The organism is Ruegeria sp. I1 (genome assembly GCF_056532675.1).
Map to the genome: position 1 here is coordinate 14,250 of NZ_JBQFNM010000001.1, position 22,749 is coordinate 36,998.

The 22,749-nt window shown below is 58.6% G+C and carries 18 protein-coding genes; 6 read left to right on the top strand and 12 right to left on the bottom strand.

Features of this window, described 5'->3' with window-relative positions; all coding sequences use genetic code 11:
* The first annotated feature begins 42 nt into the window (after window positions 1-42).
* Window positions 43-1,185, top strand: coding sequence for an alpha-D-ribose 1-methylphosphonate 5-triphosphate diphosphatase (locus ACR0DH_RS00100; protein WP_480546243.1), 1,143 nt, complete (start codon window positions 43-45; stop codon window positions 1,183-1,185).
* Here the strand turns inward: ACR0DH_RS00100 and ACR0DH_RS00105 are convergent, their stop codons facing one another.
* From ACR0DH_RS00105 to ACR0DH_RS00135, 7 genes are read right to left on the bottom strand one after another with little or no spacing between them, the layout of a single operon-like run.
* Complete coding sequence (locus ACR0DH_RS00105) at window positions 1,186-1,662, bottom strand: class I SAM-dependent methyltransferase (RefSeq protein WP_480546245.1); 477 nt, start codon at window positions 1,660-1,662, stop codon at window positions 1,186-1,188.
* Window positions 1,659-2,432 (bottom strand): polysaccharide deacetylase family protein, encoded by a 774-nt coding sequence (locus ACR0DH_RS00110; RefSeq protein ID WP_480546247.1) that lies wholly within the window; start codon window positions 2,430-2,432, stop codon window positions 1,659-1,661. Before ACR0DH_RS00110 ends, ACR0DH_RS00105 begins: the two co-directional genes overlap by 4 nt.
* Window positions 2,429-3,571, bottom strand: coding sequence for a glycosyltransferase family protein (locus ACR0DH_RS00115; protein WP_480546249.1), 1,143 nt, complete (start codon window positions 3,569-3,571; stop codon window positions 2,429-2,431). The genes ACR0DH_RS00110 and ACR0DH_RS00115 overlap by 4 nt, the downstream gene beginning before the upstream one ends.
* A complete protein-coding gene (locus ACR0DH_RS00120; RefSeq protein ID WP_480541816.1) occupies window positions 3,568-4,152 on the bottom strand; it encodes a histidine phosphatase family protein in 585 nt (194 codons plus the stop codon). The genes ACR0DH_RS00115 and ACR0DH_RS00120 overlap by 4 nt, the downstream gene beginning before the upstream one ends.
* Window positions 4,149-5,225 carry a glycosyltransferase family 4 protein gene (locus tag ACR0DH_RS00125; RefSeq protein WP_480546250.1) on the bottom strand — a complete coding sequence of 359 codons (1,077 nt, stop codon included), beginning with the start codon at window positions 5,223-5,225 and terminating at the stop codon, window positions 4,149-4,151. The genes ACR0DH_RS00120 and ACR0DH_RS00125 overlap by 4 nt, the downstream gene beginning before the upstream one ends.
* Window positions 5,225-6,472: a glycosyltransferase gene (locus tag ACR0DH_RS00130; RefSeq protein ID WP_480546252.1), complete on the bottom strand. Its 1,248-nt coding sequence runs from the start codon at window positions 6,470-6,472 to the stop codon at window positions 5,225-5,227. Before ACR0DH_RS00130 ends, ACR0DH_RS00125 begins: the two co-directional genes overlap by 1 nt.
* Window positions 6,469-7,683, bottom strand: a complete 1,215-nt coding sequence (locus ACR0DH_RS00135) for a glycosyltransferase family protein (protein ID WP_480541822.1) — start codon at window positions 7,681-7,683, stop codon at window positions 6,469-6,471. The genes ACR0DH_RS00130 and ACR0DH_RS00135 overlap by 4 nt, the downstream gene beginning before the upstream one ends.
* Window positions 7,684-7,958: 275 nt before the next feature.
* Between ACR0DH_RS00135 and ACR0DH_RS00140 the strand changes: the two genes are divergently transcribed.
* Window positions 7,959-10,322 carry a mechanosensitive ion channel domain-containing protein gene (locus ACR0DH_RS00140; RefSeq protein ID WP_480546254.1) on the top strand — a complete coding sequence of 788 codons (2,364 nt, stop codon included), beginning with the start codon at window positions 7,959-7,961 and terminating at the stop codon, window positions 10,320-10,322.
* Between the two features lie 100 nt (window positions 10,323-10,422).
* On the opposite strand, the gene ACR0DH_RS00145 is transcribed toward ACR0DH_RS00140, so the two are convergent.
* From ACR0DH_RS00145 to ACR0DH_RS00165, 5 genes are read right to left on the bottom strand one after another with little or no spacing between them, the layout of a single operon-like run.
* On the bottom strand, window positions 10,423-11,766 hold the full coding sequence (locus ACR0DH_RS00145; protein WP_480546256.1) for a CoA transferase: 1,344 nt from the start codon (window positions 11,764-11,766) through the stop codon (window positions 10,423-10,425).
* Entirely contained in the window at window positions 11,763-12,917 is a 1,155-nt protein-coding gene (locus ACR0DH_RS00150) for an ABC transporter permease (protein WP_480541828.1), read from the bottom strand. Before ACR0DH_RS00150 ends, ACR0DH_RS00145 begins: the two co-directional genes overlap by 4 nt.
* The gene (locus ACR0DH_RS00155; RefSeq protein ID WP_170531235.1) at window positions 12,914-13,942 is read right to left on the bottom strand and encodes an ABC transporter permease; all 1,029 of its coding nucleotides are present in this window, start codon (window positions 13,940-13,942) and stop codon (window positions 12,914-12,916) included. Before ACR0DH_RS00155 ends, ACR0DH_RS00150 begins: the two co-directional genes overlap by 4 nt.
* Before the next feature lie 13 nt (window positions 13,943-13,955).
* Window positions 13,956-15,866, bottom strand: coding sequence for an ABC transporter substrate-binding protein (locus ACR0DH_RS00160; RefSeq protein WP_480546258.1), 1,911 nt, complete (start codon window positions 15,864-15,866; stop codon window positions 13,956-13,958).
* Window positions 15,859-17,631 carry an ABC transporter ATP-binding protein gene (locus tag ACR0DH_RS00165; protein WP_480546260.1) on the bottom strand — a complete coding sequence of 591 codons (1,773 nt, stop codon included), beginning with the start codon at window positions 17,629-17,631 and terminating at the stop codon, window positions 15,859-15,861. The genes ACR0DH_RS00160 and ACR0DH_RS00165 overlap by 8 nt, the downstream gene beginning before the upstream one ends.
* Before the next feature lie 233 nt (window positions 17,632-17,864).
* On the opposite strand from ACR0DH_RS00165, the gene ACR0DH_RS00170 reads away from it, so the two are divergent.
* From ACR0DH_RS00170 to ACR0DH_RS00185, 4 genes are all read left to right on the top strand, one after another.
* A complete protein-coding gene (locus ACR0DH_RS00170; RefSeq protein WP_480541835.1) occupies window positions 17,865-18,362 on the top strand; it encodes a class I SAM-dependent methyltransferase in 498 nt (165 codons plus the stop codon).
* Window positions 18,363-18,423: 61 nt separating this feature from the next.
* Window positions 18,424-19,572, top strand: a complete 1,149-nt coding sequence (locus ACR0DH_RS00175) for an acetate/propionate family kinase (RefSeq protein WP_480546262.1) — start codon at window positions 18,424-18,426, stop codon at window positions 19,570-19,572.
* 31 nt (window positions 19,573-19,603) lie between these two features.
* Window positions 19,604-20,233, top strand: coding sequence for a glutathione S-transferase family protein (locus ACR0DH_RS00180; RefSeq protein ID WP_480546264.1), 630 nt, complete (start codon window positions 19,604-19,606; stop codon window positions 20,231-20,233).
* A gap of 113 nt (window positions 20,234-20,346) precedes the next feature.
* Window positions 20,347-22,749, top strand: coding sequence for a GcvT family protein (locus tag ACR0DH_RS00185; RefSeq protein ID WP_480546265.1), 2,403 nt, complete (start codon window positions 20,347-20,349; stop codon window positions 22,747-22,749).

Genomic DNA, 22,749 nt, shown 5'->3' on the forward strand with positions numbered 1-22,749 from the left:
TATTGCGTGGCCTTCCAATAGCTCAAACTGTGTGAAGTTCAGATGACAGAAGAATTGACCCTTGCCAATGCCACGCTTGTTTTCCCGAATGAAACCGTAACCGGCAGCATTCGCATCGTTGGTGAGCATATTGCAGATATCGACAGCGGAACTGCGGTTCCGGCGGGTGCGATTGATTGTGAGGGCGACTATGTTTGCCCCGGTCTGGTCGAGCTGCACACAGATAATCTGGAGCGGCATATCCAGCCGCGTCCGAAAGTGGACTGGCCTCATGCTGCTGCGATCCTGGCTCATGACGCCGAGTTGGCCAGCACCGGGATTACCACGGTGTTCGATGCCATGCGGGTGGGGTCGATCCCATCTGGTGCGGCGCGGTATGGCAAATACGCCCGCGGTTTGTCGCAAGAACTGTGGGAGCTACGCGAACAGGACGCCCTTAAGATCAGTCACTTCCTGCATTTGCGGGCCGAGGTCTGCTCGGAAACTTTGGTCGAAGAACTGGATGAGTTTGGCCCGGAAGATCGGGTTGGGTTGGTCTCGCTGATGGATCACACGCCGGGGCAACGCCAGTTTCGGGATATCTCGAAGCTTGAGGCTTATGTGAAGGGCAAGCATGCCATGGACGATGACATGTTCCTGCAGCATGTGGCGCGACTGAAGGGGCTGCGGGATGCGTATGGTGAGAAGCATGAGGTCGAGACTGTCAAGGCCGCGCGTCGTTTTGGGGCGGTGCTGGCCAGCCATGATGACACGACCGAGGATCAGGTGAAGGTTTCTGCTGGCCACGGTATCCGCTTGGCCGAGTTTCCCACGACCGTCGAGGCGGCGCGCGCCTGCCATGATCACGACATCAAGGTGATGATGGGGGCACCGAACATCATTCGGGGCGGGTCGCATTCCGGGAACGTCGCAGCCCGGGACCTGGCAGAGTTGGGCCACCTGGACATCATGTCATCAGACTACGTGCCTTCAGCGCTGTTGCTGTCGGCAGTGCGATTGGGCGAGATGTGGGGGGATATGGCGCGCGGCCTCAAGACCGTTACGCTTTCCCCGGCGCAGGCCGCAGGGCTGCAGGATCGGGGCGAGCTGCGCAAAGATGCACGCGCTGACCTGATCCGGTTCCGCATGCGTGGCAATGTACCCGCGCTCAGCGCCGTTTGGTCGCGCGGGCAGCGGGTCGCCTGATCAGGCGGTGTAAAACAGATAACGGTCCGGGGCGATGGTTTCGGGTCCTTCGATCTGGTTGAACCCGACCAGAGGTTGGCCCGAGATCAACAACCCATTGGGTTGCATGACCTGTGCGATCATCGGGCTGAGGTGCGCGGCTTCAGCCACGTCGTCTTCCTTGATCCCGCGTCCGAAATCGTAATGTGCCATGGCCATCTTGTGGCCCGAGGCTGCCAGTTTCTGCAGCATTGGCTCGGCCTCACCTTGCAAGAAATCCTGTTCGGGCGGGGTACTGTCAGGGTGGCATTGCAACACGCGATCCATCACCCAAATGCGCCGATCCGGCATGATTTCCCGCAGGTGGTCATAGGTGCGGCCATTGCCTAGACCCATGTCCAGAACATCTCCGTCTTGTTCGGCGATCCGGGCTGCGGCCCAGTTCAGCCCGTCGCGCTGAGCGGTCAGGCGGCGCAGCATGGAATCCAATCGGCTCATATGGGGGAACTCCGTTCTGGTGTGTCGAGGGCCACCCAAGGGCGCGTGGGTCCCTCCAGCAGTTTTGTTAGCAATGCCTCGGTAAAGGTCCAAATGTCTGGGTCGTGGACCAGATGGTGGGTCAGGATGCCGAAGGGCTCTGTATTGTCGGCCTGACCCGTGCGGCGGTCTTGCAGTAGTGCGGCCATCCTTGCGATCAGAATGTCCGGTGCGACCAATCCCCGTGTGCCCCGCCAGTCAATCGGGTCCAGATGCGTGTTGATCTGTTCCAGTCCAGGGACCGCAAAGGTCGCTTTCCGCGGCGTTGCTGTCGACAATATTCGGAACCCAAGTGCAGGAAGTTGGGCGACAGCCTCATCCCCGATCCGGTTCCAGGGGGGGACAAACATGGGGCGCAACCTGTCGTGAAACAGATCCGTCAGGCGAACAAACCCGGCTTGCGCGTCGGCAATGATATCCTGTAACGGGCGATGCGCGCGAAATTCAGACTTCTTTTCTCCCGCAGGCGCATGGTTTTGGTGTGCCCAGCCATGGACGACAGGGATTAGGCTTTCGTGGCGTGCTACGAAACCCGCAAGGCTGGCATTCGCATCCCGGGGGACAACGGCCAGATGTACCGGCAATCCAACGCGTTCGGACAGCGCAGTCAGTGTCGCCAATTGCGGTGTTTGCACCGTGGCATCATCATCGCGCCACCATAGGGGCAGCGTCAGGCCTTGGGCATGCCAATGCGCAAGCTCGTCCTCCAAGGGTTTCCAATCCGGCCTCATGTGCGCCGCCCCAAAAGATGCTTTGTGATCTCGACTGAGCGCTGTGCTCCATCGAGGCCGTCTTGCTTGGGTGCACGCCTGCCTTCCAAGATCACTTGTTCGACCCGTTCGGCAAGACTATCGCCGGTCAATGCCTGACTACGCAGCACTTCTATTGCTGGCAATTCTGACAGGCTTTGACCGCGTAGGTCCTGTTCAACCTCTTTGCCGTCATCAAACGGGATGAGTACCGCAGGGGTGCCCGATTGCAGGATGTCCAGCGCAGTGTTGTAGCCGCACATGCTGACCGAGGCCGCCGCGTGTGGCAGCATCTGGCGAAAATCCGGGCGGACGGGTTCGAGCGACACGGGTGCCTCACCCACAAGCTGAGATAGTTTTGCTATGCGCTCCTGAGCATCACGCCCGCCCACCAACAGGCGCCAGCGCCTGTTGGGTATCTTTCGCGCGGCCTCGATGGCCGCACGAAAGATCGGCTGCCCCACCGATCCGCCACCAGCGCTTACCAGGATTTCATCGGTTCCAAGCGCCTCGGGATGCGGGCGCGCCGCGGCAGGCGCAACAAAACCCGTATAGTGCAGGTGCTGGGCCAGTTGATCGGATACCGGCCAACTGACCGATAATGGGATTATGCTCTCATCCGAATGCACCAAGACACCATCGTAAAAACGACTAATGATTTCGTCGGCATGGGTGGCTTTGGTCGGTTTGGATGGCGGGGCCAGAATATCCCGGACCGAGGCCAGAACCAGCGGGCGTTTCGGCAAGGCATGTGCCGCCGCAAGGCCCGCTTCGAACTCCGCCGCGAGAGACCGGCGGCCAAAGGGGAACAGCTCGGTGATCAGAACATCCGGTTGAAAGCTCTGCACAGCCTGAACAAGTGCCGCAATGCGCGACGAAAGATAGGCAGGGTCGGCGACCTCACCGGTCTCCGTCAAAAGACGCGTGAAATCTGTTCCGTCTGAGCGTAGCGGGGGCAGGCCAAACAGTGTTATGCCGTCCGAGTTTAACTGCGGCGCGGGCATCCCGCCGGTCACGATCATGACTTCGCTGCCGTCTTCGGCAAAGGCACGGCCAAGCGTCAATGCGCGGCTTAGGTGACCTGTTCCCAGCAGATGGGTCACGACGATCATCATGTTCATTCGGTCACTCCGCGAGCAATCAGGCGAACGGGATCCGGTGTTGGGGTCATATCGGCCATATCAATGATATAGAGCCGATTGCGTTTGATCTTAAAGGGCGCTGGGCCTTCAAAATTCCATCCCCACGCCCGGGCCAGAATGACGCGCATGATGCCGATGTGGCAGACAGCAATAGTGTCTTGGTTCAGCTCACACAGCCAGGATTCCAATCGTGCCCAAACTTCAGCAGGGCTTTCGCCCTCGGGTGGGCGATAATCCCAACCCCAGTCCTCGATATGGCGGTACCCGCTGTCTGGGTCTGCGATCAGATCGACCCCGCGCAACCCTTCCCACCGGCCCCAGTTCATTTCGGTCAACGCGGGCGAGGTCTGAGGGGTGCGACCCGATACTAACAGCGCCGTCTCTTGCGCGCGGGCCAAAGGGCTGGACCATATCTCGGCGTCTTCCCAACCGTTTGGCAGGGCATATTCGGCCAGTTCTGAACGGGCATCGTCATCCAGTGGGATGTCACTGCGCCCCTGAATGCGTCCAGCACGGTTCCAGTGGGTGTGTCCATGGCGCAGCAGAGCCAATCGGGTCATGCCTTTACCTCCAGCATTGGGCGTATGGCTGCCCAAAACACCTCGGTCGCTTTGGGCATCAGGTGACGGGTGGCAACATGCGTGCGGGCCGCTTGGCCAAGGGCGCGCCGCCGCTTGGGATCATCCAGCAAAGGTTGAATCTGCTGCGCCAATCCTTTTGCCCCCGCCTCAGCAGCCGGGTAGTCCGCTGGGGCCAGAACGTCCCGCACACCGGGTCTGTCTTGCGCGGCGACGGGTACGCCAGCGACTTGCGCTTCCAGATAGACCATCCCATAGGCTTCGTTCACACCGGGCCACACGAATATCGAGGCCTCGCCGTAAACACGTTGGAGCGCCTCCCGATCGAGTTGGCCCAGAAAGGTGATATGGCCTTCAAACGGTGCCATCAGGTTTTCGACATCCGGGCGCGCAGGGCCATCACCCACGATGTTCAGGTGCCAATCGCCTGACAGGTGCGACAGTGCTTCGGCCAGAATCCGGTACGAGGACAGCTTATCCCCATGGCGTATCATCCCAACGGTTAGCATCGGGCCATCACAGCTACTTGCGGATGGCAGATCCGCCATCGGCAAGAATGGAGGCAGCTCAATCAGTGCCTGATCGCCATAGCGCTCGCGCTCCAGTGTGATCAGATCATTGGCCGTGTGATAGAAAATCACCTGTGCCGCATCGCAGGCTGTGTGCGCAGCTTGCGCAAATCTTGCCCACGGTCCCGTCAGGCGGCTTGAGGCGCGGGTACTTTCCAACTGCACATAAGGAATGCCAAGTGCTTGCGCGACGACCGGCCCCAACAGGTCGGGCGCCTTGTAGTAGTTGTGATAGGTCACCCAAAGGTCGATGTCTTCAGGCATGTCCGAGATCAGCCGCTGTGCTTCAACCTCAGCCGCTTGTCGCAGGGCGCGCTGCTTCGCCGCATCTCCGACCTTGTCATAGATGCGCAGGTCCGAGATCAGATCAACGCGATCCCCCTGTGCCCCGATTGCCTGCATCAGGTTTCGGGCCATCTCGCGATCGCCCGAGGGTTTGGGGCTATCGGGCGATTTCATCGGAGCATAGAACGCGACCCGCGCCATCAGGCTGCATCCGCGCACAGGGTCTTAAGACGGGCCGACAAACGCGCAATTCCTGGATCCATCCGAAACTCTGCCAATAGGCGCGTATAAGCGGCTTCGGCCATTTGGGCGGTTTGGGATGGGTGCGCTGCAAGGTCACAAATCGCACTGGCCAATGCGGCAGGACCGTCGCTGGACAAGAGGCCATGAACCCCCGTTTCGATGAACTCGGGAATGGCCGAAACCGGTGTCGACAGGATCGGCAGTTTTTGCGAGGCCGCCTCCATCAAGACATTTGGCAGCCCGTCCCGGTCGCCATCTTCGGCAATCCGGCTTGGCAGAACAAACAAATCTGCCTGCCTCATGGCGGCAATCACCTCGGGCTGATCACAGGCCCCTTTCCAGGTGATGCGATCTGCAACACCGGCAGCCAAGGCCTGATCGCGCAAGCTTGGCCCCAAACCGCCGCCGCCGATATGGGTCCAGCGCCAGTTCAGAGTATCCGGCAGCAAGGCAAAGGCGGCGATCAGCCGGTCAAACCCTTTTTTCTCAACCAACCGGCCAACCGACATCATATGGAAGACCGCATCGGGTTGTCGTGGTAGACGGTCTGGCGGCGCAGGGAACCGGCCCAGATCCAGCCCGTGATAGATCAGATCGACTCGATCTGGTGTATCGGCCAATCCGCGCAGATGTTTGGCACCAAATGCAGTGCACGTCGCTCCAAAGGCTGCACCATAGGTGTCTGGGTGCAGCTTTTCGCGCTTTTCCCAGTCCGGCGAGGTCCAGATATCTTTGGCGTGGGCGGCAAAGCTCCACGGTAGGCCGCGCATGATGGCGGCATAGCGCGCGACGGACGAAGGCGTATGCATGAAATGCGCATAAAGCGCGCGTGTTTCTGCCGGAAGCTCGGTGGCCAGAACACAGGCCTGACCGAAACGGCGAATGCGATTGTGGGTCGGGTCGCGGCGCAGATCCTTGCGCCAGACGTCATAGGCCTCGGCATAACCGGGCAGGCGCTGTGCCACCGCGCGCGCGGCCCAGACGCGTTGGGGTTCGTCATACAGATACTCAGGCAGGTAGTGCACCTGACCGCTAAAGCGGTCATGCAAAGGATGACGCTTGGTATCCGTGGGGTGGCGCAGCGACCAGATATCAAACTGGTGGCCTGCATCCTGAAGGGCGACCAGTTCCTGCGCGATGAATGTCTCGGATAGGCGCGGCCACCCTTTGACCAGCACCGCTAGCTTCGGAGCATTGGCATTCATCCGGTGGCTCGTTCCTTTTCCCCGGTCAGCAGGGCATCAATACGGGCTGTGACATAGTCAAGGCCATCCAGCAGGCCAGCACGGATGGTTTGCGATGGCAAAGATTGCTGCGGCAGCGCGCGGATGGCTTTGATCATCGCGTCAGGCGTCAGGCCATCGCGGGTTTCATCCAGCATGCGCACAAGCCCCAGACCTTCGGCACGCGAGGCCCGGATCCATTGTTCTAGACGAGGAGTGGTGCGGGGCACAATAACGGCACGTTTGTCAAAGGATAGAACCTCGCAAAACGTGTTGTAGCCCCCCATGCACACAACCCCAGCCGCCCCGGCAAACAGGGTTTCGATCTGGGATTCAAAGCCAACGGCAGTGACCCGACCGTTTAGCGCAGCGACACGGGTTTCAAACTCTTCTCGCAACTCACCCGACAGGAACGGGCCGTAGACCAGAATGGCTCGGGGGGACAGATCGGGATCTTTTTCGTAGGCGGAAAGGACCAGATTGACCATGGCCTTGCCGTCACCCCCTCCGCCGGGTGTGATCAGAATATAGGGCTGTTCGGGCGGTTCACCAACCGGGCCCAGATCGCGGCGCAGATAGCCGGTGTAGTGGATACGGGATTGCGCGCTGCGGCTCAGCGGCAATCCTTTGGTTGGATCATAGATTGAGTTCAGCCCGTAAACCCAGATTTCATGGTAAAACCTCTCGGTTGCGGCGATGGCCTCTTTGCGCTCCCACTCTGCAGCCAGCACCTCGGGTTCATCCAGAACATCGCGCAGACCCAGGATAAGCCGTGTGCCGCAGTTGTTTTCAAGATATTCAAGCGTGGGCAAAAGCTCACCCCGAAACCCGGTGGGTTCCTTGTCAACGATCAGGATATCGGGGTTAAACTGCTGAACTGCTGTCTGGATCAGGCCGGATCGCAGGTCGGTCACTTCATCGATCCCCATCCCGATTGTGCGCGCGGCATAAGACCCGTCGGCGCGCTTGGTGACGCCGGGTAGGCGGACATGGTCGACGCGACGCGGGAAGGTAAATCGCCCAGCCACGGGCGATCCCGTCAGGATCAGGGCCGAGGCGGTCGGATCAGCCTGTGTGATCGCTGCGGCCAATGCGCGCGAGCGTCGCAGATGCCCCAACCCAAAAGTATCGTGGCTGTAAAACAGGATGCGCGGCGCGCGACCGGTGTTAACTGTGTTTTTGCCGAGGCTCATATTGGTGCCTGTGTTTTGGTCTTACTTCTGGTCTGCGCGTTTGCACCACATACCTTACATTGTTAAGCCGCGCTTGCCAAAGGTGGAAAAGCGCCTTTGCAAATGCGCCAAACATTGTGATTTGGCAACAGCCGAATGGGTTTTGAGGAATCCTTGTCACGGTGCGCCGATCACGCAATTTAACACAAATTTGGGACCTTGGGCCAAGATGGTTTGAACTGAACCGAACGCTTTTGTAACCTTATCCGAAACTTTGGATCGGGATGTAAGACCCTATGAAACATAATGTTCTGGCTGGATTGCTTTTTGCGTTCATGACCTTTGTCTTGGTCTATCCGGTCAGCGGAACCGCGCAAACCGGGTTGATACCGGGCTATTCCTCTGGATCAAGCGAGAGTACCGACACCACCAGTGAAAGCGATTTGGCCGCTGCCATCCGCGCCGCCAGTGAGGCCGGTGCCAGCGTTATTGTCATTGACAGCGCCGGGCAGGTCGTGACGTCAACCGGTGCTGCGGCAGAGGCATCGGAAGACGCTTCGGGTAACCCAATGGCTGATGGGTCGCAGCTGATGAAAGCGCAGGAGCGGTTCTCGAAATTCCGCGATTCCGCCGCATCACGGCTGGAGGCGTTGCCGTATTCGGTGTTCGAAGTTCAGTACATCTTGCGCCAGACCAGCCCGGACGGGCGGATACAGACCTATGTCGAGGTTCTGGGCTGGAACGTTCTGTTCCTGCTGTTGGGCCGATGGCTGTCCACCGAAATCTATGGCAAGCGGTTCGCCAGACGCTGGGTGGTGGCCCGGATCAAGGAAAACCCGCAAGGCTATAAGGAAAAGATGCCGTTCTTGGTGTTCCGCTTCCTTATGGGGATAGGCGGAACCATCTTTGCGATGTTGATGGCCCTGATCGTTGGCTATCTGTTCTTTGGCGAGGCCGAAGATATTTCGATCCAGTTTACGGTGACTGCCATCTTCACCGCCTTTTTCCTGGCGCGCACGGTGTCTGACTTGTGGCGGATGGTGCTGTCACCCTTTCTGAGCCAATACCGATTGCCCCCGTTTTCGGACCGGGATGCGAAGCGGCTGTATATCTGGGCCTCGCTTCTGGCGACCTATGATATCTCGGCCGTTTTATTTGCAACCTGGGTCGCGGATTTCGGGTTGAACTACAATGTCTACGCCATGGTGTATGGCGGGCTGACCATGGTCGGTGCCGTGGGCAACATCCTGATGATCCTATTCAATGCGCGTGCGATTTCTAACGCGATCCGAGGTGGACGGGCCCCGGCTCAAGTATCATGGCTCTTGAGGTTTATTTCTTTCGCCTGGGCGCCATTTCTGATCGTCTATTTGATGTTCAGCTGGTTCAAACTGGCCGTTGATCTGGTGCTGGAGAATGACAATTCAATCCCGATTGTTGCCAGTAGCTATATGATCTTCATGTCAGTTGTCGTCGCATACGGCGCGATGAACTATGTGCTGGAACGCTATTTTGATCGCAACCGGCGTATAGAAGAAAAGAATGCCATTGCAGATGCAGCGCACGAGGATGCCGACACGCCGCAAGCTGAGCAACGTAAGCATGTGATCCTTACTTATGAGGATCTGGCCCGCCGTGTGGCCGGCATTCTGGCCTTTGTAGTCGGCATCTACGCTTTGGTCGTGATCTGGAACCCCGAAGCCAGTTGGAGCGAAGACATCCCGATAGGGCGCGCGCTGGATGTCATGGTGATCCTGTTCATCGGCTACATCCTGTTCAACTTCTTCCGCATCTGGATCGACAGCAAGATCGCCGAAGAATCCGATGACGGTACCGAGGCCGAACTTGGGGACGAAGGTGGCGAAGGCGGGCAAAGCCGTCTGGCGACTCTGCTACCACTGTTCCGTGGGGCGATCCTGGCCGTTGTCGTAGTGACGATTATCCTGATCGTACTGATGGAGTTGGGCATCAATGTTAGCCCCTTGTTCGCTGGTGCCGGTGTTGTCGGGCTGGCGGTCGGGTTTGGCTCACAAACCTTGGTGCGCGATATCTTCTCGGGTGCCTTCTTCCTGCTCGATGACGCGTTCCGCAAAGGGGAATACATCGACATTGGGGACGTGAAAGGGACGGTTGAAAAGATCTCGGTCCGGTCATTCCAGCTGCGGCACCATCTGGGGGCGCTGAACACCATCCCATTTGGTGAGATCAAAGTGCTGACCAACTATTCGCGTGATTGGGTGATCATGAAACTGCCCTTGCGCGTGACCTATGACACGGATGTCGAGAAGGTGCGGAAGCTGATCAAGAAGCTGGGGCAGGAACTGCTGAGCGACCCGGTGATTGGTGAAAACTTCATCCAACCGCTCAAATCGCAGGGCGTGATCGAGATGCAGGATTCCGCGATGATCATCCGCGTCAAGTTCATGACCAAGCCCGGTGACCAATGGCTGGTGCGCAAGAAGGTTTATCAGGACATCCGAGAGCTGTTCGCGCGGGAAGGTATCCGCTTTGCGCACCGCGAGGTCACCGTAAGGCTGGCCGATGGCAAAGACGTCGAGGAACTGAGCCCGAAACAGCGTGAGGCGGTCACCGGCGCGGTTCAAGCTGCTATTGACGAAGATTACCTGGACGATATCGGCCCGGGTGGAGATGATCGCTAGGGTAGGCTCCCGTTATTTTGGGATGCGTCTCTGGCGAGACGTCCCCCAAAGCGTTGGGCCGGGCCGCGCGTTCCGCGCGGCGGTCGTGTGTTTTGGTCGGCTAGGGCCAGACGGCGTCGGATGTGCCCAGTTTTGAGGCGGGCAGGTTCCAGTGCAGTTTGGTTTTGCCAACGCTCAGCGGCGATCTCAGGCGATATCCCGGCCCCCAACCCGAGGTTTCGGGCGTATTGTTATAGTCAGACTGAGAGGCGTCCTTGATGGCCTTTTCCGAATCGGATTTGCCCAGGGCTGCCAACAGCTCTGCCGTTCGGGCAAGCGACAGCTGGGCATGCATCACGGTGTTACCTCGCGCCGCTTCGGCCAGAGCGGACAGAACAGCGGCAGCCATAAGATAGCCGGTTGCGTGGTCGAGCGCCTGAACCGGCAGCGGGGTTGGTTTGTCCGCCTGCGCCCAGATCATACCGGTATGTGCGATCCCGGCGCTCATCTGTACCAGGCTGTCGAATCCGCGCCGTGCGGCCCAAGGACCTTGCCAGCCATACGCATCCAGCGTCACCTCAACCCGGTTTGGGGCCAGTTGATCTCGCTTGGCTTTATTCAGTCCCAACGCATCCAATGCACCGGGGCGATAGCCATGGACAAACACATCGGCCTCTGCCAGAAGCCCCTCCAACCGCGCAAGCCCCTCTGGTGATTTGAGGTCGAGATAGCTGCAGCGTTTGCCCAAAGAGATGTCAGGGATGACGCCAGGCTCGTCCCAATCCGGTGGGTCGATGCGCAAAACATCAGCCCCAAGTCCCGCCAGCGTGCGGGTTGAGACCGGGCCCGCCAGAACGCGCGTCAGATCCAGCACGCGCAGCCCAGCCAGCGGGCGATTGGTGTTTGCCTCTGGCCGAACCCGCAGAGAGATTTTTCTAGGACCGTGCCAACCAATCAAAGGGTCCCGCGACACGGAACGCCCCTGAGGATGGTCCAGCCATTCGGCCCGACTGCGCATGGCGGCGGCGACCCCGCCTTCGGCGACGATGACGGTTTCCAGGTCAACGATCGACCATGATTTCAATGCCTGTGCGACGGTGTCCCGGTCTGCGCGTGTGCCAATCACCTTCAAGGCTGCGGCCCGATGATGCGGCAGGTTGGTGTGCAAGCGAATCCACCCGTCTGCCGCCTGATAGTCTCCGGCGACCGCGTCCCACAGGCTTGGCATTTCCCAGCCGTCTGGTTTGAAAGAATAGCGATACCAAAGTGAGGCCAGGCGCTGATCCATAACCACCTCAGGTGCGGTTGGTGTAAGGTTCATCGCCACCATCAGGCGCGACAGTTCCTGTCCAACCGCGGCGATGCTGGCGGTTGCCAGTTCCGAGACAGCAAACGCACTGTGCAATGCACCGGGCTTTTTCGTGCGGTAGCTGCTGGCCGCGGGAAGAGAAGCCAGCAGGCTCATTGTTGATAGGGGTCGAGGCTGTCGCGCAATCCGTCACCCAGGAAGTTGAAGGCCAGAACGACGACGATAATGGGAAGCATAGGAATGGCCGTCCACGGATAAATCTCGATTGAGGCGAGGTTTTGGGCGTCATTCAGCATGACCCCCCAGCTGACCGCCGGTGCACGCAGACCCAGACCCAGGAAGCTAAGCGCCGTTTCGCCCAGAATCATGGCCGGGATCGACAAGGTGGCCGAGGCGATCAGGTGGGACATGAAGTTCGGCAGCAGGTGTTTGCGGATCACCCGACCCGAGCTGGCGCCCATCATCTCAGCCGCGCGCACATATTCTTCTTCGCGCAGTGATAGGAATTTGGCCCGCACGGATCGGGCGAGGCCGGGCCAGTCGAGGATGCCCAGGATGATCGAGATGATGAAGAAGACCGCAACAGGGCTCCAGTTCGAGGGCACGGCGGCTGACAGAGCCAGCCATAAGGGAAGTTCGGGCAGGGATCGCAGAACTTCGATAACGCGGTTGATGGTCCAGTCGATGCGCCCGCCGAAATACCCGGCCATTGAACCGAACAGAATGCCTAGGAAGAACGATACCGAGATGCCAATCAGGCCCACAGTCAGCGACAGTTGCGCGCCATAGAGGATGCGGCTGAAGATATCGCGGCCCAGTCGGTCCGAGCCCCAGAGGAACACGGTCGCTCCATCCGGTGCGCAGAACAGATGGGTGTCAGATGGAATGAACCCGGCCAGACGATATTCGGAGCCTTCGCAGAAGAACTTGATCGGTTTTGGGTCGTCAGTATCCGCAACGAACTTCCACTGGAACGTTTCCAGATCGGCTTCGGCTACAATTGGATAGACATGCGGCCCGATGAATTCGCCATCATGGAACCAGTTGATCGATTGGGGCGGGGCATAGAGATGCTCGCCATTGCGTTCGTTGGCGCCGTACGGTGCAATGAACCCCGCAAACGGCAACATAAGATAGCACAGCAACAGGAAGATGCCTGAGATCAAGCCCAGCTTGTGTGTTTTGAATTTGCGCCAGACCAGCACCCAGTTCGGGGCGTCCAGATCAGCGCGTTCTAGCTGCTGGACCGAGGCTTCGGGATCGAACGGTGCCTCGTCAACATAGCGGTTATCAGGGCGATCTGTCATGCTTCGCGCCCCTCATACCGAATGCGGGGGTCAAGCATCACCAACAGAATATCCGAGATCATAGTGCCGATGAGCGTCAAAAGCGCTACGAACATCAGGATGAAAGCTGACAGGAACTGATCCTGTGTCTTAAGGGCTGTCAGCAGCGTCGGACCAATCGTTTGCAGGCCCAACACAACGGACACCAGAACCGAACCCGACACCATCGAGGGCAGCAGGTTGCCAATATCGGCCACGAAGGGATTGAACGCAACGCGCAGAGGGTATTTTGTCAGCATCCGCGATGGCGCCATTCCCTTGGCAATCGCGGTTTCAACATAGGGCTTGCCTAGCTCGTCCAACATGTTCGCACGCAAACGCTGCATCATCGCCGAGGCGCCGGAGGTGCCAATCACAAAGGTGGGCACGATCAGATGTACTAGGATCGATTTCAGCTTGTCCCAACTCATTGGCTCACCTTCGAATTTGGGATCCATTAGTCCGCCGATGGGCAGGTTGAAATATTGATGGCCGTAGTAGAAGAGGATTAGCGCCAGCAAGAAGTTTGGTGTGGCCAGCCCCAGGTAACCGACAAAGGCCGAAGTATAGTCGATCCACGTCCGCGATCGTGCTGCGGCGATCACGCCCAGGGGCAGGGCGACGGCGTAAACAAATAGGATAGCGGCCAGGTTCACAACAACGGTCAGCCAAAGCGTATCACCCACGATCTCGGACACGGGGCGGTCGAACTCGAAGGACCAACCCCAGTTGCCCTGTATCATGCCAGAGAACCCGTGCGGGCCGGGCCAGAAGCCCATCCAGATCAGATATTGTTCCCACATCGGCCGATCCAGCGCATATTCGGTGCGCAAAAACTCGGCCTTTGCCACACCTGCTGACTGACCTGAGGCCTGAAGTTCAGCGATTTGATTGCTCAGATAGTCGCCCGGCGGCAGGTTGATAATGACGAAAATCAGAACCGAGACCACCAACAGGGTCAGCAGCATCGTAAAGAAGCGATAGACCGCATAGCGCAGCATGATCATTTAGCTGCTCCTGTCAGTCGACCAAAAAGAATTCATCTGGGCGGTGGACGCCAAAATGCGCGCCGGGCTCCCACGCCCACATGGCCTGTTCCGGGACGTTGCGTAGACGGTTCGATACGACGATAGGCTGTGGGGCGCCGTTCAGGATGCCGATGCCATAAAGCTGATCGGCGTGGATTTTCAACATCTCTGCCCAAACTGCCGTGCGCTCCTCATCCGTGGTGGCGACCTCCCAATCATGGTTCAGATTCATGAGCCGCTCGGCCTCGGGCATATCGGGGGCTTCGCCAACCTCACCACCTGTCTGGTAGAATTGGCCCCATTTGGGCCAGGCGAGGAAGACCTGATCGGTCGGGGCCAGATAGGCCGGAGAGGTATGTGCCTGTGGCAGCCCGTCATCCCACCCAAACCAGACTGAAGCCATTGTATTGCCTGCAAAAACACGGTTCCGCAAGATGTCACGATCAAGCGGGCGCATCACCAGTTTGACCCCGATCTCGCGCCATGTATCGGTTACGATCTGCAGCGCATTCTCAACTTCTTGCCGTTCACCTGCGGTTTCGATGATCAGTTCCATCGGGCGGCCATCCGGCAATAGACGGGTGCCAGAGCCGTCGCGTTGGTCCAGCCCGGCCTCATCCAGCAGCGCATTGGCCATGTCGACATCGAATGCGGCCCAGGCTTTGGCATCTTCCTCGTTGTAAAAGGGCGAGGCAGGCAGGACGGACATCGCCATTGGCTTCGCCAGTTTGAAGTAGAGCGCCTGATTGATGGTTTTGCGATCTATCGCCAGCGAAAGTGCACGGCGCACCCGGACATCGCGCAGCACATTCCGCCAGACCTCATCCGCGTAGTTCAGGTTGGGGTAGATTGCGATTTGCGAGGCGACACCGGTTTTCCACAGCAGGGTTTTGTAGTCGCCGACCTCTTCCCCCTTTTTCAGGATCGATGCATCCCGGAAGGCCAAGCCGCGACCCTGTAGATCGCTCTCGCCCGCGTTGGTTTTTGCGGCGACCAGACCGGGGGCGACGATCTCCATCGCGACGATGTCAATATAGGGCAGTTGGACGCCATTTGAGTCAATGCGGTGATAGTAGGGGTTGCGGACAAAGTTGTGGCGGATTTTCTTGCCAGAACTTGCGTTCAACCAAGGCTGTAACGTGGGCAGTTCGTGATTGTCGAACTTGTACAGGTTGTCCAGCTTGTTGTGCAGCGCGGCCCAGCTTTTGACCCGGGCGTCGTCGACTAAAAAGGCAAGCTCTTCAGGGTCTGCGTACTTCTCGTGATAGGGTTTCAAGAACGCCGAGGGCCGATAGATGAACGGTGGGCGGGCCTGAGCCAGTGATTGCAGGAAATCCGGATTGGGATCCGGCCATTCAAAGATCACCGTGGTTTCATCCGGGAAAGAAACTGTGGGCGGATTGCCTTCGACAATCAGGAAATCTGGCGGGCCGGATGGGCTGAGCAAAGGGTTGTTTGCTACATCTTCCCACCAATATTGAAAATCCTCGGACGTGAACGCCGACCCGTCAGACCATTTGTGACCTTCCCGAAGCTTCAGGGTGAACTTACGGTTGCCTTCGTTTTCAAACGAGGCCAGCAGATCAGGGACAATGTTGTAGTTCTCGTCAAATCCGACCAGTCGCGCATAGCCATAGACGACCATCTGACGGATATCCTTGGACCGGGTCACCATGGTGCGCAAGGTGCCGCCCTGGGTTCCGAATTCCCGGCCTTTCGCGGCCAGATCAACGATCAGCGGTTCCTTAGGCAGGCGCTCGGCTATGGGCGGCAGATCGCCGGAATTGACCTCGTTTGACCAGAACTCACTCTCTTGCAAGGTCGGAAGTTCGGCGCTCGCGGCAAAGGGCAAAGAAAAGGCCAACGATGCCGCAAGGATCAGATGGCGAGTGGTCTTATACATGGCAACGTACCTTATGGCCCGGCTCCAATTCCACAAGTGAAGGTATCACGGTGTCAGAGAAACGAAAGGCTTCATCCCAACTGTCCGGCGCGCCGGCACCCAATGAGACCATTTGCAAGTCAATCGGGCGGTTGATGTCGGGTTCTGGTTGGGCGGCAATCAACGCCTTTGTGTAGGGATGGCGCGGATTGTAGAAAAGGGTTTCGGGCGGGGCTTGTTCCACGACCAACCCCCGGCGCATTACGGCGACCTCATCGGCGATGCGGGCCACAACGGCAAGGTCATGAGAGATAAAGAAATACGACAGGTTCAGACTGTCCTGCAAATTCTCCAAAAGGGTCAGGATCTGTTCCTGTACCGAAACATCCAAAGCCGAGGTCGGTTCGTCACAGACGATCAGTTGCGGGTCCAGCATCATGGCGCGCGCAATGGACAGGCGCTGCCTTTGCCCGCCGGAGAACGCATGCGGGTAGCGTTTCAGCATATCCCCGTTCAGCCCCACGCGCTGCAACATCTCGGCGGCCTTGTCGCGTTGTTCCGATGTCGACCCGATCCGGTGAATTTCCAGCGGTTCGGTCATCGCATCCTGAATGCGCATACGCGGGCTGAGCGAGCTATAGGGGTCTTGAAATACCATCTGCGCCTTGCGTTGAAACGCGGTGCGCTGGGCGCGGGTCATCTGATGTACGGGGATCGGGTCATCTCGTGCGGAGGTTTTGAACAGAACTTCCCCACCGGCGTCAGGTAGCTCTGCCCCCAGGGCGATCCGGGCAGCCGTGGTCTTGCCCGACCCGCTTTCACCGACAATGGCCAGCGTTTTGCCGCGGCCAAGGTTCAGGTCGACGCCACGACAGGCGTGGATTTCCTTGTCGGCCTGCCAGCCTTTGCTGGCCCGCATCGTATAGGTCTTTGAAACGCCTTTCATCTGCAGGATCAGGTCTTCATCCGGCATTGGCACCCCGACAGCATCGTTATCGGGGATCGCGGGGGCGGCATCGAATAACTGCTTGGTATAAGGATGCGCCGGAGCGGTGAGGATCGGCGCGGCGGGGCCTGCCTCCATCACACGGCCCTTGTGCATCACCACCACGTGTTCGGCCATGTTCGCCACAACGCCAAGGTCATGGGTTACAAGGATCAGAGCCATGCCGGTTTCGCGCTGAAGCTCTTTGATCAGGCCAAGAACCTGTGCTTGAGTGGTCACGTCCAACGCTGTGGTCGGTTCGTCAGCGATCAACAGATCGGGTTTAGATACCATTGCCATGGCGATCATTGCACGCTGACGCATGCCGCCAGACAGTTCGAACGGATAGGAATCGTAGGCGCGCTGCGGGTCTGGGAAGCCAACGCGTTCGAACTGACTCAATACCTCTTTGCGGGCCTGTGCCTCGGACGCGCCGCGATGAAGCCAGAGAACCTCGCTCACCTGATTGCCGATCTTGTGCAGCGGCGAAAGCGAGCGCATCGGTTCCTGAAAAATCATCGATACCCGGTTGCCGCGAATGCCACGCATTTCGCGCTCGCTGATCTGTGTCAGTTCGGCGGCACCTTTGGAGTCGTTAAGAGTGATTGATCCGCTGCGGATTTGCGCGGTTCGGGGCAGAATGCGCAAGGCGGCGCGGCATGAGATGGTTTTGCCAGACCCGGACTCGCCGACCAGCGCCAGGGTCTGTCCGGCATGGACATCAAAATTCACATCTTTGACAACAGATTCACCTGCGCCAAAACCGATGCTCAGGTTTTTGACGGACAACAAAGCATTCATTCGGGTTTTCCACCCGGTTGGCCGCATGTTTGCATCGGCTCTATCAACTCCCCGTGATTTTTTCGACAGTCTCGCGCGGTTCTGCCCGTATAGTCAAACCCGTTCTTGTGCTGAAATGTCGCGGAAATGTGAAACTTGGGGTCTGGCGACTACACAAACACTTGAGCTTTTGTCATCAAAGCCCAATTCGACCGCCCTTATGTTGGCAGTAGGTATCAAGGAGAGATTTCCCAGTGTCCGAGAATCAAAGCCGACTTGATCTGTTCATCGACCGCATGGTGTCCCAGCGGGCCTGTCTGGATTTTGCCATCGCGCAGACCCAAGATATGGGTGGGCCGGTCTTTGAACTTGGGCTGGGGAATGGCAGGACCTATCACCACATGATCCAATATGTCACCAAGCGCCCGGTCTATGTGTTCGAACGCGCGGTCGCTTCGCATCCGGATTCGACACCGCCCGAGGATCGAGTGATTTTGGGCGATGTCCGCGAGACACTTCCCGCTTCTCTGGATCGGTTCGGTGCGACAGCCAGCCTGATCCATGCTGATCTGGGCGGGCACAACCGAGAAAAGAATGACGCCTTCGCACGGTTTGTCTCACCCTTGATCGAGCCGCTTTTGGCCGAAGGTGGCCTAATGGTGTCGAGCGACCGGATGTATTTTGAAACCCTTACCGAGCTCCCCTTACCCCAAGGCGCGGTTCCGGGGCGGTGCTTTATCTATCAGCGCTAGGTTTGATAAGCCTGGAGGTAGCGTCGGCACGGCGGCAACCAAAGCAAACAGGAGGGACGTCATGCAGGCAATCCTGACACTGAACGCGGGAAGTTCGACCATCAAGTTCAGCGTATACCGGGCCGCGTCTGAACCCGAACTGTTGTGGCAGGGGCAGGTCGAAAACCTTGGCCCAGTCGCGCAGCTGGAGTTGCAAGGCGATGGGCCGATTCAGGTCATTGAGATCGGCCCAGCCGACCATGCGGCGGCCGTAGAGGCAATTTTACAATCTGTCGAGCCTTTGTTGGACACGCACCATATTGTTGGGGTGGGTCACCGTATCGTGCATGGCGGGCAAACATTTGATGGTCCTGTTGTTCTGAATGATCATGTCCTTACGCAGTTAGAGGCTCTTTCGCCGCTGGCTCCACTGCATCAACCCCACAATCTGGCCGCCATTCGCGCTGCACAGGCCGCCTTTCCGGATGCGGTGCAGGTGGCGTGTTTTGATACCTCGTTCCACACAGGCCATGCGTTTGTGAACGATACCTTCGCCCTCCCGCGGCGGTTCTACGAAAAAGGCGTGCGGCGCTATGGGTTCCACGGGCTGTCCTATGACTACATCACCGGCAAGTTGCAGCAGGACTACCCCGATTTAGCGGCGGGTCGCGTTGTCATTGCGCATCTGGGCAATGGTGCGTCGATGTGTGCCGTGACCAACGGCGCAAGCGTCGGATCGACCATGGGGTTCTCTGCGCTGGATGGATTGCCGATGGGAACGCGCTGCGGTCAGCTTGATCCCGGTGTCTTGCTGTATCTGATGCAGCAGGGGCATGGGGTCGAGGCGATCACCCATATCTTGTACAAAAAGAGCGGCCTGCTGGGCTTGAGCGGGATCAGCCACGACATGCGTACCTTGCTGGCCAGTGACGACCCGCATGCCCGCGAGGCAATTGACTACTACGTTTTCCGCATCCGCCGCGAGCTGGGGGCAATGGCCGCCATTCTGGGTGGTCTTGATGCCGTGGTCTTTTGTGGCGGTATTGGAGAAAACGCGGCCCCAATTCGGCAACGTGTGCTGCAGGGGATGGAGTTTCTGAACATCCACCTGAATGTTCAGGCCAATGACACCAATTCCAAGGTCATATCAGACAAGGGTATTCCGGTGTTGGTGATCCCGACGGATGAAGAGCGCGTCATCGCGCGCGCCGTATCCCAGGCACTGGATTGAATTGTCGCCCCTAAATGAGAGGAAATTCGAGATGATCTTCTACGACTGCTCGACCGCCCCGAACCCGCGCCGAGCCAGAATGTTCATCGCGGAAAAAGGGCTGGAGATCGAAACGCGCGAGGTTTCGATTGCCAAGAACGAGCAGTTGGATGACGCGTTTCTGGCCGTAAACCCTCGGGCGACAATCCCGGTTCTGGTCACAGATGAAGGCGCAGTTCTGACCGAAAACCTGGGGATCGCGGCCTATCTTGAGGCTCGCTTTCCCGAACCACCCCTACTCGGGCGCAAACCAGATGAGAAGGGGCAGGTTTTGATGTGGAATGCCATCGTTGAACAACAGGGCGGTATGCCGATCGCAGAGGTTCTGCGCAATACACACCCGGCGTTCAAGGACCGGGCCATTCCCGGACCAACAAACCATCCTCAGATCTCAGCATTGGCCGAACGCGGCAGGACGCGCCTCTCCGATTTTTTCACATTGCTTGAGGCGCGATTGCAGTCCAGCCGCTTTGTTGCGGGGGATATGTTCAGTTTGGCGGATATCAGCACATTTGTGTTTGTGGATTTTGCACGTGTCATCAAAACACGCATCCCTGAAGGCAACAGCGCCACCCTAGCCTGGTTTCAAAGCGTTCAATCCCGGCCCAGCGCAAGCCTGTAACTTCAGCGCCAAACCGTGCGCCGGCCTGCGGTGATCTACACTGTACAGAAATGTCTAGACAGGAGTGAACAGTGCCGCTAGCGTCCGCTACGAGTCACCCAAGGGAGGTCGGGATGAAATCGCAGTATCGCGTGGTGGTCATTGGGGGCGGCGTTGTGGGCGCCTCGGTTCTGTATCATCTGGCCAAATTTGGCTGGTCCGATGTGGTCATGCTGGAGCGGCGTCGGTTGGCGTCGGGCTCGTCCTGGCACGCAGCCGGCGGTATCCACGCGCTGAATGCCGATCCGAATATGGCGTCTTTGCAAGCCTATACCATCGACCTGCTCAGCGAGATTGAAAAGGAATCGGGTCAGAACATCGGGCTGCACATGACCGGTGGCCTGACCTTGGCCGGAACACCCGAGCGCTGGGAATGGTTGCAAGCCAACTATCGCATCTTCCAATCCATCGGCATTGACGATTGTGAGTTGTTGACACCGGAAGAGGCGCAAAGACGTTGTCCGATTATGTCCACTGATGGCGTTTTGGGCGCGATGTGGGCGGACCGCGAAGGTTACATCGACACCACCGGCACGGTGCAGGCTTATGCAACGGCTGCAAAGAAGCGTGGTGCGGAGTATTACGAGGAGACCAAGGTCGAAAGCCTGACGCAGACGGCGGATGGCTGGGAAGTGGTGACCGACAAGGGCACGATCACCTGTGAACATGTGGTCAACGCTGCTGGTCTGTGGGCCAAGCAAGTGGGCCGCATGGCTGGCGTGGAACTGCCGGTCTCACCGCTCAAGCACCACTACCTGATCACCGATTCCGTACCCGAAGTGGCGGCGGCAGATTTCGAAATGCCGATGACCGTGGACTTGGAAGGCTTCACCTATATGCGGCAGGACCAGAAGGGGGTTCTGGTCGGCATTTACGAGGTCGACCACGAACACTGGGCCATGGACGGCGCGCCCTGGAACTATGGCGAAGAGCTGTTTCAGGAACAGCTGGACCGCATCGAAAACGAGTTGATGCTGGGTTTTGAGCGCTACCCATCAATACAGAATGTGGGCATCAAGACATGGGTGAACGGCGCATTTACCTTCTCGCCCGATGGCAACCCGCTGGTTGGTCCGGTGCCCGGCAAGCGCGGCTATTGGACGGCCTGCGCGGTGATGGCGGGCTTCCTGCAAGGGGGCGGTGTTGGTAAAACGCTGGCTGAATGGATGATCCATGGCGAGCCTGAGGCAGATGCATGGCCGATGGATGTGGCGCGTTATGGCGATTTTGCCCAGAACAAACGGTATATCCGCGAAACCACCGGTCAATTCTATTCCCGCCGGTTTGTGATGACCTATCCGAACGAACAACTGCCTGCCGGCCGTCCGTTGAAAATGGCCCCGGCGCATGACGCAATGACCGAAGCGGGCTGCAAATGGGGCGTCAGCTGGGACCTGGAAGTGCCGCTTTATTTTGCGCCGAAAGGGTTCGAGGAAACACCGACACTCAAGCGGTCCAACGCGCATGACATCGTGGCCGAGGAATGCAAAGTGATCCGCGAAGGCGTGGGCCTGCTAGACATCTCGGGCTTTTCGCGGTTCGAGGTTTCTGGCCCGAATGCCGAAGCATGGCTGGACAAGGTCATGGCCTCAAAACTGGCTGCGCCGGGTCGAGCCAAACTCGCACCGATGCTGGGTGAGAATGGGCGCCTCAAGGGCGATCTGACCGTGTTGAACTGGGGCGATGGCACCTGGTGGATCATGGGCAGCTACTACCTGCGCGCCTGGCACATGCGCTGGTTCGACGACCACATGATCGATGGGGTGAACATACGCGATCTGGGTGAGGAATACTGCGGCTTCGGTCTGGTCGGGCCGAAATCGCAGGACGTGATCGAGAAACTGGCCGAACAGGATATCTCGGGCCTGAAATTCATGGGCTGCGGCGATTTCGATATTGGCCTCGCGCGTGCCCGCGTGGCCCGCATGTCGGTGACTGGCGAAAAGGGGTATGAGATCAACTGCCGCTACGGCGATCACATCAAGCTACGTCGGATGCTGCTTGAGGCCGGGGCCGATGAGGGCATCCGTGAATGTGGTTTCAATGCGATGTTGTCGACCCGCCTCGAAAAAAGCTTTGGCATCTGGTCGGCGGAATTCACGCAGCTTTACACACCAGGCATGACCGGGATGGATCGTTGGATCGACTGGGACAAGGATTTTGTCGGCAAGGATGCCGCTGTGGCCGAACGCGATGGCAATGGCCCTGCACAGGTGCAGGTCACGCTTGAGGTCGATGCGCTGGACGCAGATGCCAGCGGGTATGAACCGATCTGGGCGAATGGAGAGCGTGTGGGGTTTGTAACCTCGGGCGGTTATGGCCACTACACTGGCAAGTCGCTGGCGATGGCTCTGGTCAACAGGGACAAAGCTGAACCGGGGACGGAACTGTCCGTACATGTGGTCGGCGTCGAACGCCCGGCCTGTGTGATCGCCGCGTCGCCATACGACCCGCAGGGTAAGGCGATGCGAGGCTGA

What these genes read in the sequence shown, in the direction of transcription:
- ACR0DH_RS00115 (WP_480546249.1), bottom strand. Translation starts at nt 3,571, where the DNA reads ATGAACATGATGATCGTCGTGACCCATCTGCTGGGAACAGGTCACCTA.
- ACR0DH_RS00175 (WP_480546262.1), top strand. Translation starts at nt 18,424, where the DNA reads ATGCAGGCAATCCTGACACTGAACGCGGGAAGTTCGACCATCAAGTTC.
- ACR0DH_RS00120 (WP_480541816.1), bottom strand. Translation starts at nt 4,152, where the DNA reads ATGACCCGATTGGCTCTGCTGCGCCATGGACACACCCACTGGAACCGT.
- ACR0DH_RS00135 (WP_480541822.1), bottom strand. Translation starts at nt 7,683, where the DNA reads ATGAGCCTCGGCAAAAACACAGTTAACACCGGTCGCGCGCCGCGCATC.
- ACR0DH_RS00110 (WP_480546247.1), bottom strand. Translation starts at nt 2,432, where the DNA reads ATGAGGCCGGATTGGAAACCCTTGGAGGACGAGCTTGCGCATTGGCAT.
- ACR0DH_RS00130 (WP_480546252.1), bottom strand. Translation starts at nt 6,472, where the DNA reads ATGAATGCCAATGCTCCGAAGCTAGCGGTGCTGGTCAAAGGGTGGCCG.
- ACR0DH_RS00150 (WP_480541828.1), bottom strand. Translation starts at nt 12,917, where the DNA reads ATGACAGATCGCCCTGATAACCGCTATGTTGACGAGGCACCGTTCGAT.
- ACR0DH_RS00105 (WP_480546245.1), bottom strand. Translation starts at nt 1,662, where the DNA reads ATGAGCCGATTGGATTCCATGCTGCGCCGCCTGACCGCTCAGCGCGAC.
- ACR0DH_RS00140 (WP_480546254.1), top strand. Translation starts at nt 7,959, where the DNA reads ATGAAACATAATGTTCTGGCTGGATTGCTTTTTGCGTTCATGACCTTT.
- ACR0DH_RS00180 (WP_480546264.1), top strand. Translation starts at nt 19,604, where the DNA reads ATGATCTTCTACGACTGCTCGACCGCCCCGAACCCGCGCCGAGCCAGA.
- ACR0DH_RS00165 (WP_480546260.1), bottom strand. Translation starts at nt 17,631, where the DNA reads ATGAATGCTTTGTTGTCCGTCAAAAACCTGAGCATCGGTTTTGGCGCA.
- ACR0DH_RS00145 (WP_480546256.1), bottom strand. Translation starts at nt 11,766, where the DNA reads ATGAGCCTGCTGGCTTCTCTTCCCGCGGCCAGCAGCTACCGCACGAAA.
- ACR0DH_RS00125 (WP_480546250.1), bottom strand. Translation starts at nt 5,225, where the DNA reads ATGGCGCGGGTCGCGTTCTATGCTCCGATGAAATCGCCCGATAGCCCC.
- ACR0DH_RS00185 (WP_480546265.1), top strand. Translation starts at nt 20,347, where the DNA reads ATGAAATCGCAGTATCGCGTGGTGGTCATTGGGGGCGGCGTTGTGGGC.
- ACR0DH_RS00100 (WP_480546243.1), top strand. Translation starts at nt 43, where the DNA reads ATGACAGAAGAATTGACCCTTGCCAATGCCACGCTTGTTTTCCCGAAT.
- ACR0DH_RS00160 (WP_480546258.1), bottom strand. Translation starts at nt 15,866, where the DNA reads ATGTATAAGACCACTCGCCATCTGATCCTTGCGGCATCGTTGGCCTTT.
- ACR0DH_RS00155 (WP_170531235.1), bottom strand. Translation starts at nt 13,942, where the DNA reads ATGATCATGCTGCGCTATGCGGTCTATCGCTTCTTTACGATGCTGCTG.